Origin of the sequence: Anaeromassilibacillus senegalensis (assembly GCF_001261775.1) — a bacterium.
GTDB classification, from domain to species: domain Bacteria; phylum Bacillota; class Clostridia; order Oscillospirales; family Acutalibacteraceae; genus Anaeromassilibacillus; species Anaeromassilibacillus senegalensis.
Genome location: NZ_LN868537.1, coordinates 659,161 through 676,857, shown reverse-complemented (window position 1 = coordinate 676,857; position 17,697 = coordinate 659,161). Strand labels below are relative to the sequence as shown.

Below are 17,697 nucleotides of genomic sequence, written 5' to 3'. Positions count from 1 at the left end.
CATGAAGGACTGAGGAGTCATTTTTTGGCTAGGATTGAGATAAAAAACAACCGCGCAGCCATCCATACTGGATGGTTGCGCGGTTGTTTTATTGTATGGGGAACAGACAGAGGTAAAGAAATAATTTTGTTATTTAACCGATGTTTTTTTCGCCACCATCAATTATTTGTGAATCTGTGTATGTACCATCTGTAGCAGTGTGGAGGCTCGTACAACGATATCTTCCCGCTGGAACAGTAAGCGTTGTCCCTGCTTGAGCAGGCAAATCCGTATAAGATGTGTCTCTCCACATTCTATAGAAGGACCAGGAACCATCAACATATCGTTCTAACGTTGCTTCCGCATAGGCTGATGTAGCAATGTCAGAATAATAGTTTGTATATGCTACAATCTTTACTTTTTTTCCGTCCGGGTTAAATCCTAAACCACACGAACTGATAAACCTATAACGGGGTTGAATGTTTACTTCTGCAATGCCGTTTCTGTTGTTTCCTCTTAAGTAATCAATCTGTTTTGCACTAAGGGTATCAGAAGCGAAAATAACACTGTCTCCTGTTACAGTAAATTCAACAGATTCCGTTACTTGTGCCGCACTTGCAAACAGTGTACAAGACGATGCCATCATAAACGCCGCTAATAAACTAACCAATATTTTCTTTAACATATGTTTTTAGTTTCCCTTCCATTTTATACTTTCCGCAATTTTAAATAGAATACCCTGATCTTCTGAACCTTCTAAAGAAAAATAGACCCCGTCTTTTTGCCAGAGCAACTTATGTAGAAATTCATCGCTATTTTCTTTGTTGCCGTAAAAATAGGTCTGATCCCCTACCTTATACATGTTAAGGTCTTTTATGTCGCTGTCTTCATATTGGATTAGGTTTGTGGAACTTTGAAAAAATCTGATTCTACTGCGATCACCCGTATACATAATTGTCATCGGATCAGTTAAATTGGTCCACTCAGTTATGATGTAGCCTTCAGGCATCCATTCAGGTAAATAAATGTTCTTATAATCTTTAAGAGGCAGATTTGGATCGAAATCCCTTCTTGGCGGTTCCTGCTGTTCTGAAATACTGAAGTAACCACCAAAAAATTTGATAATCATTTCCCGGCTGGCCTCAACAGACATGGCAACCGACAAAGGCAGTACCGTAAAGAGCAGAATACAGGCCGCGATTTTGGTAAAGTGCTTTTTAACTTGAGAGGTTTTCTGCTTGCGCTCGTAGTCGCTTAAAAGCTGATCCATACGAAGCTGCAGACTTGGCGGAATGGTGGTTGCGTTGATTTCTTCCTCCGAGGGCAGTTCCATCAGCATTGCCTGATTTACAGTGAAGGCGGTCAGATGATGTTTTTGTATATCTGTCAAATTATCTTTATGGCTCATCAGATACCTCCTTGCTGTCATAGGTGTTTTTGATCAGCTTGACCACCCTTGAAAATCTCTGGCGAGCCGTCGCTTCCGTGACTCCCAACAGCTTTGATATTTGCCGATAGCTCAGTCCATAGTATTGTTTCAAGAGCAACACGTCTCTGTAGTCCGGAGAAAGTGTGCGCAGAAGGTCCATGTTCTCGAACTTTGCGAAGAAAAGGTCTTCCGTTGTGTTATCATGATACGTAGAATCGCTGAAAATCGCATCGTTGTATTCCACACCGTCCACACAGGGGTTGCGGCTGTTTTTCTTGAGCTTCGCTTTTGCGGTGTTCTCTGTAATAATGAAGACGTACCTTATTAAAGATTTTTCGTCCACTTTTGCGAAAGCTTTTGAATACCTCAGCATTTTTGTAATTGCGTCCATCACAACGTCCTCCGCTTCGTGCGGGTCTTTTACAATACCCAATGCGGTGCAATACATCAACTTTGCTTGTGTGTGAAAGATTTCGCCAATCTTTGATGATGTATCCAGCGGGATCTTTGTATTGTTGATAACGATTATGACCAATTTGATAATTCCCCAGTTCATGTTTGAAATATTTACCATTTAAATGACATCCAGATTATACCATACAACATAATTAGATGAGATATTAAGATGCAATAAATGTGTTATTTCGTCGATTTTTGGGGAGCTTCGCTATTGATTTTTTTCTCGATTCGTTCCAAAATCATGTACAGGTGCGCTTGGTTCAATAGAATGTTGTTTAAGCTGTGGTTGATGTAATCCAGGTTCCTTGCGTGCCGTTTTCTTTGTTTTCTGTTCATTTGACATACCTCCAAAATATAAATTGCAAAGCTACCTAATATAACCTCTGGAGATATGCGTTTTGTGACACGATTCGACGAATTTTCAAAATATTTTTGATTTAATTAATTCAAAGTGCACCAAGGAAGAGGAATTACGTTGCCTGTGACTGCTATTTTTACAATACGGAAAATAAATGCATATATTCCCTCCTTTATTGTCAGGTAAGTCACCTATGTTTACTTTATTATATCATGTGAAAAATTTTTACCAACCCATATCGACATTTTTAATGTAAAAATTTAACAGTCAAATTTATGCAAATAAGAAATGATAAAATAGAAATATGAATGTGTTTTAAACACACCAAATAAATCCGCAGCGATAAAGAAAGACATAAAAAAACCGCCCCGGTAAAAGGGCGGTCAAGATTAAGGATTCGGGTCTCCAACAGAGCCGTCGCCTTTCAGTTCATGGTAAACTTTCAGCTCCGGGGATGCGGTTCCGGCGATGATTGGGCGCGCATGATCTTTGCCGTGCTTGGCTTTGCCCTGAATCTGCGGCACGGGCGGGACGTCGTTTTTGGGCTGCTTGGTCCAATCGGGACGGGCCATTCCTTGTTTTGCCATTTTAATCACCTCAGAAATAGTGTGTCCCGTAAAAAATACGATATGAGGGAAACCGGCAAAAACGATCGATGAAAAACGCCCGCTGTACGCACACAGCGAGCGTTTTTTCTTTATGAACCTGTGACGACGCCTTTTTTTAAAATGATATTGGCATACAGAGCGGTTTCCCCGGTCATGACAACAAGGGCGGATTTCTCCTGTGTGCGCCGGTAAAATTCCCATTTGTCCATTTCCTCAAAGCAGGCTGCACCCCGGGGATCGTGCTTTGCCACAATGCGCCGGTACTCGTCCCAGATGGGCGTTTCCACCGGGTCGCCGGGAACCACCGCCATCAGCGCGACCGGATGCTCCACGTAAGCGTCCAGTGGGAAGAGCTGCAGGATTGCGTCCAACACCTCCGGCACACCGTGCCCATCCAGCCGGATCACCTTTTTCCCGTAGGTATGGCCCGGAAAATTGCCGTCTCCGATGGTCAGTTCGTCGGTGTGGCCCATCTCATCCAGCGCCATTAAAAGCTCCGGCGAGAGGATGGGGGGAATCCCTTTCAGCATGATGCAACCTCCCGCTCATAGCCGTTCCAGCCGGGGATGGTGCCGTCTACGTCCCACAGGTCCAGCCAGGATTCTGCGCCGGGCCACAGGAATACCGGCCCTTTGATCAGGCGGCAGTTGCGTTCCACGCTTTTGAGTGCTTCCAGTTCCTCCGCTGTGAGCGGGTCCTCTGTGGCGCACTGTAAATTGCTGCGGTATTCCGCCGGGCGAATGGAGAATGGAATTGGCACCTGTCCGCGCGCCACCGCCCATTTGACGCAGATCACCGCGGGATGAACGCCGTGCGCTTCGGCAATACGCTTAACCACCGGCTGCTCGATGTCCGTGAGATCATCCTCGGTTTTATCGCGGTCGGGACGCGTGGGGGAACCGATGGGGCAGAAGCCGACCGGTTGGATATGGTGATCCAGACAATAGCGGAACAGCTCGCCCTGCTGGAAGCACGGGTGCAGCTCCATCTCGTTGATCGCGGGCTGAATGCGCGCATCGCGGCGGATCAGTTCCAGCTTGGGAATGGTGACGTTGGAGGTGCCGATATGTTTGCACAGTCCCATATCCACCAGGCTTTCCATTGCACGCCAGGTGCGCATGAATTCCTCATGAATGTATGGGCGGGCGTCCGGCCAACGGGAATCCACGTCGCAGCCCGCGGGGTGAAAATTCGGGAATGGCCAGTGCACAAGATAGCAGTCCAGATAGTCGATCTGTAAATCCTTGAGGGTCTGCTTACAGGAGGCGATCACGTCTTCCGGCTCGTGTTTGTCATTCCACAGCTTCGACATGACGAACAGCTCCTCGCGGGGCAGGCCGCCATCGATGGCCTCTTTTAAAACGCTGCCGACCAAATCCTCGTTGCCATAGCAGGCGGCGCAGTCCACAAAGCGGTAACCAACGCGCAGCGCACCGGAAACGGCGGCAGCAATGTCGTCGCCGCTGAAGCGGTCGGAACCGAAGGTGCCGATGCCCACGCCGGGCAGCTTTGCACCGGTATAAAGGGTCCTGACGGGAAGCTTGGAGGTGTCCACTGCATCCGGGGACATCATAAAGGGTTTTGACATAGCGATTCTCCTTTTATATGTAAAATATTGGCCGTTTAATCCGGGTTGACCAGCATGACCTTTCCCTTGACCGCGCCCGGGGTTTCAAACAGGCGGAAGGCCTCCGCCGCATCCCGCATGGGGAAGGTTTTATATACCAGCGCGGGGTCGAAACGCAGCTTCCCGCTGCTGAAATAGTCCGCCGTCATGGTCCACTCGTCCCCGGGGAAGGGGGCGGAATAACTCATCCAGGAACCGGTGAGTCGAAATTCCTTGCGGTTCATCAGCTCGAATTCTTTCCATGGGAATTGCAGGTCGCGGCTGGAGGTGCCGATGAAACAGACGCCCGCCCGGTTGGCCGCGAGGGAAAAGGCCATGCGCATGGTTGCGTTTTGCCCGGCGGTTTCAAACACAAAGCCAAAGCCCCGGTTTTCGGTTACCGACATCGCGCGGTCCAGAAAGCCCAGGTCGGTGGTGTTTATCACCTCGTCCGCGCCCAGACGCTTCGCCAGTTCCAGCCGTTCCTTGCTGATGTCGAACACTACGGTGCGGCGCGCGCCAAGCAGTTTGGCCCACTGCATGGTGAACAGCCCCACCGTGCCGCCGCCCAGGATTGCCACATCCTCGCCGCCGTGATATTGGGCGCAGTTCAGGCCGTGCAGGCCCACCGTGGCGGGCTCAAAAAAGGCCCCTTGGACGAAGTCAACGTCCCGGCTGAATTTGACCACATTCTGCGCCGGAACCTTGACGAAATCTGCAAAGCCGCCGAATGTGCTGGAACCGGTGAAGGTGTATTGCTTACAGAGGGCATAGCGGCCCTTCTGGCAGTCGGGGCAGGCCATGCAAGGGATGAGCGGGGCCGCGGTGACGCGGTCGCCCGGCGAAATGGTGGAAACGCCTTCTCCGGTTTCTTCCACAACGCCGGAGAACTCATGCCCCAGCACTATGGGGTAGAAATGCGCCGCGGGGCCGTTGACCCTTGGAATATCGGAACCGCAGATGCCTGCGGCCTTGACGCGAACCACCACCTCGCCGGGGCCTGCCCTTGGCGTTTCGATTTCCTCATACCGCAGGTCTTTAACCCCGTGCAATACCGCTGCTTTCATCATATGACCACCTTTCTGTTTTCCCGGCCAACCCGCGCGTTCTGCAGTGCGGCGGCCTTTTCCATTGTCGGTTTTAAACGTTCGTACAGCTCCAGATAAAGGGGATACAGCGCCTGATAGACGGCGCGGTTCTCCGGATTGGGAATATGTTTCCGCTTAATCTGGACTGTGGCGCGGACCGCCTCCGTGAAGCCGGGATAGATGCCCACGCCCACACCGGCCAGAATCGCCGCTCCCAAAACGGTCGCGGTGTCCGAAGCGGGCACGCAGATTTTTTTGCCGGTTACGTCGGCTTTGATCTGTGTCCAAAGGCGGCTGTTCGCCGCGCCGCCCATTGCGTACAGGGTTTCGGTCTGCACCTGCACTTCCTCTGCCGTGCGCAGGTTGTGCAGCAGAGAGAAAGCCGCACCTTCCAGCAGCGCGCGGAACAGATGCGCCCGCGTCGTTTGGAAGCTGAGGCCGAAGAAGACGCCGGACGCGTGTGGGTCCCAGATGGGGGAACGTTCCCCGGAGAGGTAGGGGAGAAAGAGTACGCCGTCCGCGCCGGGCGAAATAGATTCCGCGAGCCGGTCCAGAAGGGCGAAGACGGTTCCGCCCTCTTTTTCTGCGAGAAGGCGTTCCGGTTCTCCCAGTTCCCGTGCGAGCCAACGGAGGCTTGCGCCGCCGCCCACAGTGCCGCCCTGCAACAGCCATTCGCCGGGAACGACATGCGGGCTCAGGATCAGCGAGGGGTGGGGAATCGGCTTGTTCAGGCAGATGCTCATACCGCCCGCCTGCCCGCCCTGCTCCTGCGTCTGGCGCGGTTGGTAGACGCCCGCTCCCCCGCCCCCCGCCCCCCTCCCCTTTTCTCGGCCTTGCACCCCCCCCCCCCCACCCCCCCCCTTTTCGGCCCCCACCGCCTTCCCCTTACCCACCTCCCCCCCGCCCGCCACAACGGGCGTACCGGAGAGCAGCCCCGTCTGCCGGGCCGCTGCTTCTGTCACGGTTCCCACCACGGCATGGCAGGGAAACAGCGGCGGCAGGCGACCGAGGTCGATTCCCAGCCGGGCTGCCGCTTCTTCGCTGTAGACGCCTGTTCTGATGTCGAATACATGCAGACCGTAGCTCTGGCAGAAATCCTGCGTCAGTTGTCCGGTCAGGCGGTATGCAACATAACCGTTGCTCTGCAAGAAGCAGTGCGTCTTTTGGTAAAGCGCCGGCGCGTTCCGCTGGAACCAAAGAATTTTGGGTGTGGTATAGGAGGGTTTAAAGGGATTTCCGCTGACCGCGAAAAGCGCTTCCCGGTCCTCCTGCGTCAATTCGCCGCAGATTTCCTGTGCGCGGGTATCCATCCAGATGGGGGTGTTGTGCAGGACGTTGCCCTCCCGGTCCACCGGAATGCAGGACCAGCTCTGGCCGTCGATCCCAATGCCCGCAATCCTGCCGGGAGAAAGATTTCCACGCTCGAGGCAATCCCGGACGCCGGTGCAGATTTCCTTCCACCAGAGGTCCGGGGCCTGTTCCGCCCAGCCGGGAGCAGGGTAGAGCACCTCATAATCCCGCGTGCTGGAGGAAAGGACCCGTCCCTCCGGGGTGAACACCGCAATTTTGCATGCGGAGGTTCCAACGTCGATTGCAAGCAGCAGATCGGTTCGCGCGTTATCCAAGGCGGTTCACCTGCCCCTTGCACAAAATCGCCGCGAGATCGTCCAGATGAAAAAAACCGGTCTTTTCACACATGGCATTGGCGGAGGAGACGCTCAGCGCAAGTTGCAGGGCTGCTTCCGCGCTGTAATTTCGTGCGATGGCCACCGCGAACGCCGCGACCATGCTGTCTCCGCAGCCGACCGTGTTTTTTACCGGAACGTCCGGCGGGGTTCCCTCAAATACGCCTTCTTTACAGGCCAGCAGCGCGCCCTCTTTCCCAAGGGAAATAACGACGCAGGCAATGCCGCTTTCGTGGAGCTTTACTGCCTCGCGTGCCGCGTCTTTTTTGGAATGGATGGACGTACCGGTGAGCACCTCCAGTTCTTCAAGATTTGGCTTGATCAGGTACGGTTTTGCGGCAATTCCTTTTGCGAGCGCCCCGCCGCTGGCGTCCAGAATCGTGCGTACGCCCCGGTTGTGTGCGCATCGGATCAGCCAGGCGTAGAAGTCTTCGGGGCATCCGCACGGCAGACTGCCGGAAAAAACAGTGAGCTGCGTCTCCTGCAACAGCGCGTCGAAATGCACGTTAAACCGCTGCAAATCGTCTTCGTCCACCGGTGCGCCGGGCTCCAGCAGTTCCGTGCTGGTCCCGGTTCCGTCGATGAGATTGATACAGGTGCGTGTTTCCCCTGCAATGGGTACAAAACTGCTGGAAATCTGGTCCTGCGATAGAAGCTCTTTGAGGAATGCACCGCTGTGCCCGCCGCAGAAGCCGGTCGCCAGGACGGGCTCCCCCAGGAGCGCGACGGCGCGGGATACGTTCAGGCCCTTGCCGCCTGCCGTGGCGGCGCAGGAAGAGACGCGGTTGACTTTGCCCGGCTGGAACGTTTCCAGCCGGTACAGTTTATCGATTGCTGCGTTGAGCGTTATGGTAGTGATCATATCGTCCACTCCTTCTTATCTGGCGCGCCCGGCGCAGCCGCAGACCAGAATGCGCTCTTTCACAAGCGTTTTGACCGCTTCCCGGCCCGCCGCGCAATATTGTTTGGGATCGATGGCGCCGGGGTTTTGACTCAGGTAGGATTGGATTGTGTGGGTATAGGCGACGCGCAGCTCCGTCGCAAAGTTGACTTTGCAGATGCCCGCCCGGATGCAGGCTTGAATCGCCTCATCGCTGAGACCGGATGCGCCATGCAGAACCATTGGCACGGTCAGGCGCGCTTTTAATTCATCGATTAACCCCACGTTTAAAACGGGCGTCGAGGCATATACGCCGTGTGCGGTACCGACCCCCACGGCGAGTGAGGAAACGCCGGTTTCCCGCTCAAAGCGGACGGCTTCCTCCGGGTCCGTGTAGCCTGCGCGTTCGCCCTCCAGATCGTCCTCTTTGCCGCCGACCTGTCCCAGCTCGCCTTCCACGGGAATACCGTTTGGGCGGCAGGCGTCCACGACCGCTTTGGTCAGCGCAATGTTTTCCTCGAGCGGTTTTCTGGAACCGTCAATCATGATGGAAGTGTAACCGGCGCGCAGCGCCTGCACAGCGAGAGAAAAGCTGTCCCCATGGTCCAGATGCATGGCAACGGGCACGGGAATCCGCTCCGCAGCGGCGGCGGTGTTTGCCAGATAATAGTCCAAACCGGCATACCGCACGGTGCCGGGGGTGGTTTGAATAATGACTGGCGCACAGAGTTCGTCTGCGGCCTCCGTGATGGCCTGTACCATCTCCATGTTTTCGGCGTTGAATGCCCCCACGGCATAACCGCCCTTTTGTGCGTCCAACAGCATGCTTTCGGTGGTAACCAAAGGCATAAAAAGACCTCCTTCTTTTCTGTGGTCATAAAAACGAAACGCTCCTCTTTGCTTCAAGGATAAGGAATGCGGAGAAAGAAAAGAAGGGAATATCCGACGCAAAACCGGCGAAATCCATCTGACTATCCGAACCGCTCTTTCCCCACCAGGGGCTTTATGCTACAATGTGGAAAACGCCTGAAAGGGGGAAAAGCATGCGGCAAAAGTGGAAGCGCTTCAGGCGGGCAATCGCGCGGAATATGAAGTGGAACAGCCTGTTGATGGTGATCGCGGTGAGCACAACGGTGATTGCGGTCACAGCGGTGCTGGCCATTACTCTGCTGATGAAAAACCGGTTTGACGCCGCGACGGATGAGACAATCCGCATGACCAACGCGCAGATCGTGGACAACCTGCGGCAGAATATTGACGGCTATTTGAGCGAGATGGTAGAGGTTTCGGATTCCGTGGCGGCCATGCTGCAGGACGGGGGAATTCGGGAGGAAGCGCCGCGCTTTGTTCTGCGCAGAGATATCGATACCATCGCGGTGTTTGGCCGGGAAGGCGAGCTGCTGCTGAAGACGGACGCGCGGCCGATCAAATCCTATGCACAGATCAAGGAGGAGCAATGGTTCCGCAGCGTGCCGCCCGGCAGCAAAAATTACTACATCTCCGCGCCCCATGTACAGCGCCTGTACGGCGGGGAATACCCCTGGGTGCTCTCTCTGAGCAAAGGGGTCAACTGGCAGGAAGACGGGCGTACACAGATGGGCATCATCCTTGTGGACATGAATTTCCAGAGCATCCAGCAGCTCTGCTCCAACCGGTTGGGGCAGGGCGGTTACCTGTTCATCTTGGATGAGAACGGGGAGCTGATCTATCATCCCAATCAGCAGATGATTTATTACGGCATTGCCGACGAGGCGGTGGAGCGCGCCGCGTCGATCGGGCCGGGCGACACCATTTTGGATTTGGGAAACAAACGGTTTTCCGTCAGTGTCCGCGGGCTGTCCGGCACCAACTGGCGGATCGTGGGTGTCAGCCCCCTGCAGGGGCTGTTTTACTACGGGACAGAGCTGCCAAACCTGATTACAATGATCGCAGTGGCAGCGGCCCTCATTGTACTGGTGCTGTCTGTCGTCGTGTCCTATTTTACAACCAACCCGATCCGCCGCTTGATCCGCGTGATGGGGAAAGTGGAGGACGGGTCCCTCGACGCCTTTTCCACGGAACACGGCGTATACGAGGTGCAAGAGCTTTCGCGCTCCTTTAACAATATGATTTACCGCATCAGGCACCTGATGGTGCAGGTGGTGGAAGAACAGCAGCGGCTGCGCAAAAGTGAGATGAAGACGCTGCACGCGCAGATCAACCCGCATTTCTTATATAATACGCTGGATTCCATCGTCTGGATGGCGGAGAGCGGGGACAATGCCAATGTGGTGAAGATGATCTCCGCGCTTGCACAGTTCTTTCGCTTGTCCCTGTCCGGCGGGCACGATACCATCACAGTGGAAGAGGAACTGCGCCATGCGGAAAACTACCTGATCATCCAGAAGATGCGGTACAGCGACCAGTTCACCTATACAATCGACGCGCCGCCGGAAATAAGGACCTGTAAGACGCTTAAAATTGTGCTGCAGCCCCTGGTGGAAAACGCCATTCTGCACGGTGTTTCCAACCTGCCGTATCCGGGAGAGATACGGGTAAATGCCGAGGTGCGGGACGGGAAGCTCCTGTTTGTTGTGTGCGATAACGGCTTTGGGATCCCGCCGGACAAGCTGGCGCATATTTTAGAATCCAAGGCCAAAAGCAAATCGGGAATTGGTGTCAAGAACGTCAACGACCGCATCCAGCTTCTGTTTGGCAGGGAATACGGCTTGCAGTATGAAAGCGAGCTGGACGAGGGAACAACGGTGCGGGTCTGGCTGCCGCTTGCGGGAGAGGAGGAAGGGACGGTGACGCGCGAATGAAATACCGGCGTTTACAAGTTGCTGTGCTGGCCGCGGTTCTTTTGCTGCTGCTTTGTGCATGCAGCGCGCGGCCCGCAGAATACGAGGTGGATCTCATCATCAAGTCCACGGAATCGGAGTACTGGCAAAGTGTGTATGCCGGGGCGCAGGCGGCGGCGGGCACCTACCGGGTCAGGGTCAACTTTATGGGCCCAAAGGAAGAAAAGGACTATCGGGATCAGCGTGCTTTCATTGAAGGTGCGGTGGAGCGCCGGCCCGACGCGGTAATCCTCGCCGCCGGGGATTTCAGCCTGATGGCGGAACCGATGGAACACGTCACCGGCGCGGGCATTCCCGTGGTGCTGATCGATTCGTTTGTCAACAGTGATCATTGGAAGGCGTCGGTTTCCACGGACAACTATGAGGCGGGCCGCATCCTCGCGGAGGAGATGGCGGCACGGCTGCCGGATGGCGGGAAGATCGGCGTCATCGGCTTTGTGCAGAACGCTTCGCCCGGCATTGAGCGGGAAAAGGGATTCCGCGACTACATGGAGAAGCAGTCCGGCTTTACGGTGGAAACGGTGCTCTATTGCGATTCCAATGTGGACACCGCAGCGGAGCAGACGCGGCAGATTCTGGATGTGTTTCCCGACGTCGCCGCCATAGCGGGCCTGAATGCTCAATCTGCCACAGGCGCAGCGCGGGCGTTGGATCAGGCAGACCGTGCGGACATATTCCTTGGCGGGATCGACTGCATGGTCGAGGAAGCCGCCTATGTGGAAAGAGGAATCCTTGATGTGGCGGTCCTTCAGAATCCCTACATGATGGGGTATTACAGTGTGGAAACCGCCTATCAGATCCTAACCGGGAAATCATATGAAAAGAGCGTCTATACGGATGTGACGGTGGTGGACCGGGGCAACCTGTTCTCACGGGAACACCAGCAGTTGATCTTTCCCTTTACCGGTCCGTCTGTCTCCGAAGTAGAAACGGTTCTCCCATCTATCGCATGAAAAATGCCCTCTATCTCGAATGGGATAGAGGGCATTTCCTGTTTTTTATCTGTTTTTAAACGGCGGCCGCCGTCCGGTGACCGTCGTTTTTTGACCACTTGCAGTCGTTTTTCCCATTCTGTTTCGTTTTTTGGGCTGGTAAGATAAACCTGTAAAAACGAAACGGTTCTCTTTGATTCAATCAACGATCCATGCGGGGCACCCTTTGGAATGCCCCACGAAAGGCGGGAAAAACGAAATGGCGGAACTATTGCGCATGGAGCACATCTCCAAATCGTTCCCCGGCGTAAAGGCCCTGAGCGACGTCAGCCTGACCTTGAACGAAGGCGAGGTGCATGCGCTCTGCGGGGAAAACGGCGCGGGGAAGTCCACGCTGATGAAGGTGCTCTCCGGCGTATACCATGCTGAAGAGGGAGAAATTTTCATCGGTGAGGAACAGGTGACCATCGAAAATACCAAAAAAGCGCAGGAGCTGGGGATTAGCATCATCTTCCAGGAATTCAACCTCTGCTCCCAGCTTTCCGTAGCGGATAATATCTGGCTGGACCGGCAGGCAAAACGCGGCCCCTTTGTGGACGACCGGAAGATGTATCAGGAGACACAGGCGATCCTGGAAGACCTGGGGCTGCACATCAGCCCCAAAGCGCTGGTGCGCAGTCTGAGCGTGGCGGAACAGCAGATGGTGGAGATAGCCAAGGCCATCTCCTTCCACTCCAAAATTTTGGTGCTCGACGAGCCGACTGCCGCGCTGACGGAATCGGAGATCGACCGGCTGTTTGCCATCATTCACAAACTGAAAGAGAAAGGCGTGGGCATGTTCTATATCTCGCACCGGCTGGAAGAACTGGCGCGCATTACAGACCGGGTTTCCGTGATCCGGGACGGTCAGTACATAGGGACGCGAAATTATGCGGACGTGACCATCGATGAGCTGGTTCAGATGATGGTGGGACGCGAACTGACGGCAAAGTTTCCCGCCTATGAGCGGAAGCTTGGCCCGGTGCGGTTTGAGGCGCGCAACGTTAAAAACAGCAAGGTAAACGTCAAGGAGATTCAGGTGCGGGCGGGCGAGATCGTCGGACTGGCGGGCCTGATGGGTGCGGGGCGCACAGAACTGGCACGGGCGATCTTCGGCGCGGACCGAACGGAAAGCAAGGAAATCTTCATCGACGGCAAGCAGGTTCCCGTGCACAGCATCCAGGCGGCTATTAAGAACGGCGTCGGCTACATCACGGAGGACCGCAAACGTGACGGCCTGGCGCTGAACATGACCGTAGAGCGCAACATTAATCTGGCCCATATTCCGGAGCTTTGCCGCGCGGGCCTGATCAACGACGTGCAGGCGCGGGACAACGCGCGGCAGTACATCGAAAGCCTGCGCATCAAAACGCCCAGCATGAAGCAGACCGTGCAGAATCTTTCCGGCGGCAACCAGCAGAAGATCGTCCTGGCTAAATGGCTGTGCAACGACATCAAGGTGCTGATCTTTGACGAACCGACGCGCGGCATCGACGTGGGCGCCAAATACGAGGTCTACGAGCTGATGAACCGGCTCAGCGACAACGGCGTGGCAATCATTATGATTTCCTCTGAGCTGCCGGAGGTACTGGGCATGAGCGACCGTGTGCTGGTGATGCACGAGGGCCGGATTACCGGCGAACTGGACCGCGAAGAGGCGACACAGGAGAAAATTCTGCGGCTGGCCGCGGGCATCAGGGATAACGACAGCGATATGAGAAAGGGTGCGTAACATTGAGTATCAAAGAAAAAGCGGCTCCACGCGCCGTTGGGACAAAAGAGGCGCAAAAGCTGAAACCGGTTTCCAAAACGGAGCTGGGCGAGTTTATCCAGAAGTTTATGGCGTTCGGCGTGTTGCTTCTGCTGATTATTCTTTTCGGCGTTTTATCGCAGGGGAAATTCGTGGCGGTAAACAATCTGCTGACAGTTGTGTTGCAGATCACGCCATATGCAATTTTGGGTTTTGGTTTGACCTTTGTGCTGATTACCGGCGGCACAGACCTCTCCGCGGGCTCGGTTGTGGGCTTCGGCGGCATCATTTGCGCAAAGTGCCTGACCATGGGCTGGAGCCTGCCGGTCGCGATCCTTCTGGGCATCAGCGCCGGCGCGCTGGCGGGCCTGATCAACGGCCTGGTGGTGACAAAAATGAACGTCACACCGTTCATTGCCACACTGGGCACACAGTTTGCATTCCGCGGGCTGACGCAGCTGGTGGGGCAGGGCAAGCCCGTGTCCGTACAGAGTCTGGCGGATAAGGACCTGGTAGCTTCCTTCAAATTCATCGGCGGCGGCACCTTGTTTGGTAGCATCCCGTTCCCGGCGGTATTGATGCTGATTCTGGCCGTGGTGCTGGGAATCGTTTTGGCAAAGACGGCTTTTGGCCGCAGGCTCTATGCGATCGGCTCCAATGAGGACGCGGCCCGTCTCTCCGGTATCGACGTATTCCGCACAAAACTGATGGCCTATGTGCTCTGCGGCGCAACCTCCGCCATGGCGGGAATCCTGCTGGCGGCACGTCTGGCTTCGGCACAGTCCAACGCGGGCCAGGGCTATGAGCTGGAGGGCATCGCGGCGGCCGTCATCGGCGGCACCTCCGTCATGGGCGGCGAGGGCGGCATTCTCGGCACGGTCATCGGTGCGGCAGTCATGGGCGTATTGCGCAACGGCCTGAATCTTGTCAAGGTGGATGCGTTTGTCCAGATGGTAATCATCGGCGGTATCATCATCGTCGGCGTGTGGTACGACACCCTGCGCCGCAAAAAGCAGAACAATCTTTAATCCCTATATTAATTTTTAGGAGGAACAAAAAATGAAAAAGATCATCCGTATGTTTTTGACGCTGGCACTTTCCGCAGCTCTGTTTGTGGGCTGCTCCACCGACACCCCCGCCGCGCCGGCGGGCGGCACACCCTCCGGGAACGACGGCGGCGGAGACACGCTCAAAATCGCGCTCGTAACCAAGATGGTGGATTCTACCTACTGGCAGACGGTCAAAAAGAGCGCCGACGCGGAAGCGCAGAAACTTGGCAATGTGGAGGTGACTCACCTTGGCCCGCCCACCGAGGCGGACATTGACAAGCAGGTGCAGATTGTGGAAACCTGCATCAGCGACCAGTATGACGGTATCATCCTTGCCGCCTGCGACAAGGACGCTCTGATCGAACCGGTTAAAAAGGCGAAGGACGCGGGCATTCCGGTCGTCATGATCGACTCCGGCATCTCTGAGGATGTGTACGACGCGTTCCTTGCAACCAACAATGTGCAGGCGGGCGCGGAATGCGCCAAGTTGATGGCGGAACTGGTCGGCGATTCGGGCGACGTTGCCATTGTGAATTTTGCCGCGGGCACCCAGACCGCGGTAGACCGTGAAAAAGGCTTCACGGATGAGATCAAAAACAACCATCCCAATATCAACATTGTCGGTGTGCAGTATTGTGATTCCGACCCGACAAAAGCCGCCAACCAGGCGACCGATTTTATCTCCGCCAATCCGAACCTCAAAGGCATCTGGGGTGCAAACGACCAGTCCGCCGTCGGTGTGGCGCAGGCCGTGACGGAAAAGAACCTGACCGATCGCATCGCGGTTGTGGGCTTCGACAACTCCGACGACATCAAGGCGGGCCTCGCCGCCGGGACGATCAAGGGCACGGCGGTGCAGATGCCTTCCGCGATGGGGTCCAAAGGCGTCAGCCTGGTGGTGGACCTGATCAATGGTAAAACCATTGGAGATAAGAACGTCGATACGGGCGTTACGATGGTGACCTCCGAGAACTATCAGGAGCCGGAGATCGACGCCATTTTAAATCAATAACAAGAAGAAACCCTCAAAATCCTTCTTTCTTCAATTCCGCTGGCTACCGCAGGGCAATGGTTCTGCGGTGGCCTGGCAGTATATGGTAATGCATCAACTGCATCAAGAGGGAATAGCAGAAGATTACAATAAAAGACAAATTAATTTCCATATATGAGAAGGAGTCTATGCGAAAACTCTAAATAAACAATACAATGAATGGCTTCAAACGGTGCGTATGTGCCGCGCGGAAGGGGACACGGTATGTATAAACTGATTTTTGCGGACGATGAGGCGCTGGTGCGCAACAATGTTGCCCGCCTTTTACAATGGGAGACCTGTGGGTTTACGCTGGCAGGCTGCTGCTCCAACGGATACGAGTTGGTAGAACAGGTTAAAAGGGACCCGCCCGACCTGGTGATTGCAGACATCAATATGCCGTTTATCAACGGAATCGAGGCCGCACGGGAAATCCGTCAGGAGTTCCCCCAGGTAAAGATTGCCTTTCTGACCGGCCACGACGACTTCGACTATGCACGGCAGGCGATCGACCTGCACGTTATGAAATACATTCTAAAGCCTGTTACATCGGAAAGCCTGACGGAAATTCTGCGTGAGATTCGCGCGGAGATTGACGAGGAATACCGGCGGGCTGGCAACTTCAAATACTTGTCTGCCTTTTATCAGGAGAACCGTGCGGTGGTGCAGAGCCTGTTCCTCAATGGACTTCTTTCCGGAACGGTTACCGATCAGGAGGCAAAAGAGAAGATGGGAATGCTGGAACTGAACTGTCTGGATGCATCGGTTTTCCAGACGGCGGTCATTTTGCCGGATCCGATGCCGCCGGACTGCGGCTTCTCTCAGGAGTCTCCGGAAATGGCGCTTTTTGCAATCTACAACATGGGAAAAGAGCTGATGGAGACACGTGATGTCGGCATGGCGGTGCTGGGCGGTAAGGATGTGACGTTGGTTGCGTGTGGGCGTTCCGGCGCACCGTATCTGGATCGGGCATTTACCTCCTGCCTGGAAGAGCTGCGCGCGGTTGTGGAAAAGCACCTGCATTTCACGGTGACCATCGGCAAAGGCGCGCCATGCCGCCGGTGCAGCGAAATCTGCCATTCCCATGAAGGCAGCCTTGCGGCGCTGGGGTATCGGGAATCCATCGGCAGGAATCGTGTGATTTCCATACAGGATATCGAGCCGAAGCGGCAGGACTTTAAAGTTTATTGCAGAGCGGAGGAAGAACGTCTGGTCGCCGCGATTAAACTGGCGGACAGTGAGCAGGTGGAAGCGCTTCTCGGAGAATTATCCAGTACGCTTCTGGAGCCCGCTGGGCCGGTCCAGCAAAGGTTCTGCACCTTTTCCATTCTTTTGAGCCTGCTGCGGGAGGCGGATACCCTTGGTCTGAACACGGATGAAATTCTTTCTGAATCGGATTTGAAAGAGGTTTTCGCGATGCGCGTTGCACCTGAAATGCTGGAGCTGATCCGCAAAACCTGCCGGAGCATGATGAAAAGCGTGCAGCTCAGCCGCAAAAAAAGCTGCTCCGCTGCGATGGACCAGGCCCGGCAGATCATCGCGGAACACCTGACAGACCCGGAGCTTTCCGCAGATTTTGTGAGCGATACACTTCACCTGAGCGCCAGTTATTTTCGCGCATTATTTAAAAAGGAAATCGGCGCTACATTTGTTAATTATTTAACAGAAATGCGTATGGAAAAGGCGAAGGATCTGATCCTGACAAGCGGCAAAAAGAACTACGAAATCGCGGAGGAAACCGGTTATGCGGATCCGCACTATTTCAGCTACTGTTTTAAAAAATATTATGGGATGTCCCCCAATGAGTTCCGAGAGTCGATTCATACATAAATTTGATTATATGTAAATATAACGGATTTTACATGGGAACAGCATTGCATTTTGCCTGTTTTTGATCAAATTTTCCATTCTGCAAGCAGATTCGTTTTGTTATACTTGCAATTGAAAGACAACGGCAAAGACGGT

Annotated in this window: 16 protein-coding genes; 6 read left to right on the top strand and 10 right to left on the bottom strand. The window is 54.6% G+C overall.

What is annotated here, in order from left to right:
• Window positions 1–133: 133 nt before the first annotated feature.
• The 10 genes from BN2106_RS16145 to BN2106_RS08825 all read right to left on the bottom strand — a co-directional run bounded on the left by BN2106_RS16145 (window position 134) and on the right by BN2106_RS08825 (window position 8,941).
• The gene (locus BN2106_RS16145; RefSeq protein ID WP_154666462.1) at window positions 134–664 is read right to left on the bottom strand and encodes a hypothetical protein; all 531 of its coding nucleotides are present in this window, start codon (window positions 662–664) and stop codon (window positions 134–136) included.
• A 6-nt stretch (window positions 665–670) separates the two neighbouring features.
• Complete coding sequence (locus tag BN2106_RS08865; protein ID WP_050698187.1) at window positions 671–1,387, bottom strand: DUF4367 domain-containing protein; 717 nt, start codon at window positions 1,385–1,387, stop codon at window positions 671–673.
• Window positions 1,377–1,982, bottom strand: coding sequence for an RNA polymerase sigma factor (locus BN2106_RS08860; RefSeq protein ID WP_050698186.1), 606 nt, complete (start codon window positions 1,980–1,982; stop codon window positions 1,377–1,379). Before BN2106_RS08860 ends, BN2106_RS08865 begins: the two co-directional genes overlap by 11 nt.
• A gap of 632 nt (window positions 1,983–2,614) precedes the next feature.
• Window positions 2,615–2,812: a hypothetical protein gene (locus BN2106_RS08855; protein ID WP_050698185.1), complete on the bottom strand. Its 198-nt coding sequence runs from the start codon at window positions 2,810–2,812 to the stop codon at window positions 2,615–2,617.
• A 110-nt stretch (window positions 2,813–2,922) separates the two neighbouring features.
• A complete protein-coding gene (locus BN2106_RS08850; RefSeq protein ID WP_050698184.1) occupies window positions 2,923–3,363 on the bottom strand; it encodes an RbsD/FucU family protein in 441 nt (146 codons plus the stop codon).
• The gene (locus tag BN2106_RS08845; protein ID WP_050698484.1) at window positions 3,357–4,403 is read right to left on the bottom strand and encodes an aldo/keto reductase; all 1,047 of its coding nucleotides are present in this window, start codon (window positions 4,401–4,403) and stop codon (window positions 3,357–3,359) included. Before BN2106_RS08845 ends, BN2106_RS08850 begins: the two co-directional genes overlap by 7 nt.
• Before the next feature lie 53 nt (window positions 4,404–4,456).
• Window positions 4,457–5,506, bottom strand: coding sequence for a galactitol-1-phosphate 5-dehydrogenase (locus tag BN2106_RS08840; RefSeq protein ID WP_050698183.1), 1,050 nt, complete (start codon window positions 5,504–5,506; stop codon window positions 4,457–4,459).
• Entirely contained in the window at window positions 5,506–7,152 is a 1,647-nt protein-coding gene (locus tag BN2106_RS08835; protein WP_195891811.1) for a xylulokinase, read from the bottom strand. The genes BN2106_RS08840 and BN2106_RS08835 overlap by 1 nt, the downstream gene beginning before the upstream one ends.
• Complete coding sequence (pfkB, locus tag BN2106_RS08830; RefSeq protein ID WP_050698182.1) at window positions 7,145–8,074, bottom strand: 1-phosphofructokinase; 930 nt, start codon at window positions 8,072–8,074, stop codon at window positions 7,145–7,147. The genes BN2106_RS08835 and pfkB overlap by 8 nt, the downstream gene beginning before the upstream one ends.
• Before the next feature lie 15 nt (window positions 8,075–8,089).
• The gene (locus BN2106_RS08825; protein ID WP_050698181.1) at window positions 8,090–8,941 is read right to left on the bottom strand and encodes a class II fructose-bisphosphate aldolase; all 852 of its coding nucleotides are present in this window, start codon (window positions 8,939–8,941) and stop codon (window positions 8,090–8,092) included.
• Window positions 8,942–9,135: 194 nt separating this feature from the next.
• Between BN2106_RS08825 and BN2106_RS08820 the strand changes: the two genes are divergently transcribed.
• The 6 genes from BN2106_RS08820 to BN2106_RS08795 all read left to right on the top strand — a co-directional run bounded on the left by BN2106_RS08820 (window position 9,136) and on the right by BN2106_RS08795 (window position 17,562).
• Entirely contained in the window at window positions 9,136–10,893 is a 1,758-nt protein-coding gene (locus BN2106_RS08820) for a cache domain-containing sensor histidine kinase (protein ID WP_050698180.1), read from the top strand.
• The gene (locus tag BN2106_RS08815; protein ID WP_050698179.1) at window positions 10,890–11,885 is read left to right on the top strand and encodes a substrate-binding domain-containing protein; all 996 of its coding nucleotides are present in this window, start codon (window positions 10,890–10,892) and stop codon (window positions 11,883–11,885) included. The genes BN2106_RS08820 and BN2106_RS08815 overlap by 4 nt, the downstream gene beginning before the upstream one ends.
• Before the next feature lie 238 nt (window positions 11,886–12,123).
• Complete coding sequence (locus BN2106_RS08810) at window positions 12,124–13,635, top strand: sugar ABC transporter ATP-binding protein (RefSeq protein ID WP_050698178.1); 1,512 nt, start codon at window positions 12,124–12,126, stop codon at window positions 13,633–13,635.
• A gap of 2 nt (window positions 13,636–13,637) precedes the next feature.
• Complete coding sequence (locus tag BN2106_RS08805) at window positions 13,638–14,681, top strand: ABC transporter permease (protein ID WP_050698177.1); 1,044 nt, start codon at window positions 13,638–13,640, stop codon at window positions 14,679–14,681.
• 31 nt (window positions 14,682–14,712) lie between these two features.
• On the top strand, window positions 14,713–15,714 hold the full coding sequence (locus BN2106_RS08800) for an ABC transporter substrate-binding protein (protein WP_050698176.1): 1,002 nt from the start codon (window positions 14,713–14,715) through the stop codon (window positions 15,712–15,714).
• Window positions 15,715–15,957: 243 nt separating this feature from the next.
• Window positions 15,958–17,562: a response regulator transcription factor gene (locus BN2106_RS08795; RefSeq protein ID WP_050698175.1), complete on the top strand. Its 1,605-nt coding sequence runs from the start codon at window positions 15,958–15,960 to the stop codon at window positions 17,560–17,562.
• Window positions 17,563–17,697 lie beyond the last annotated feature (135 nt).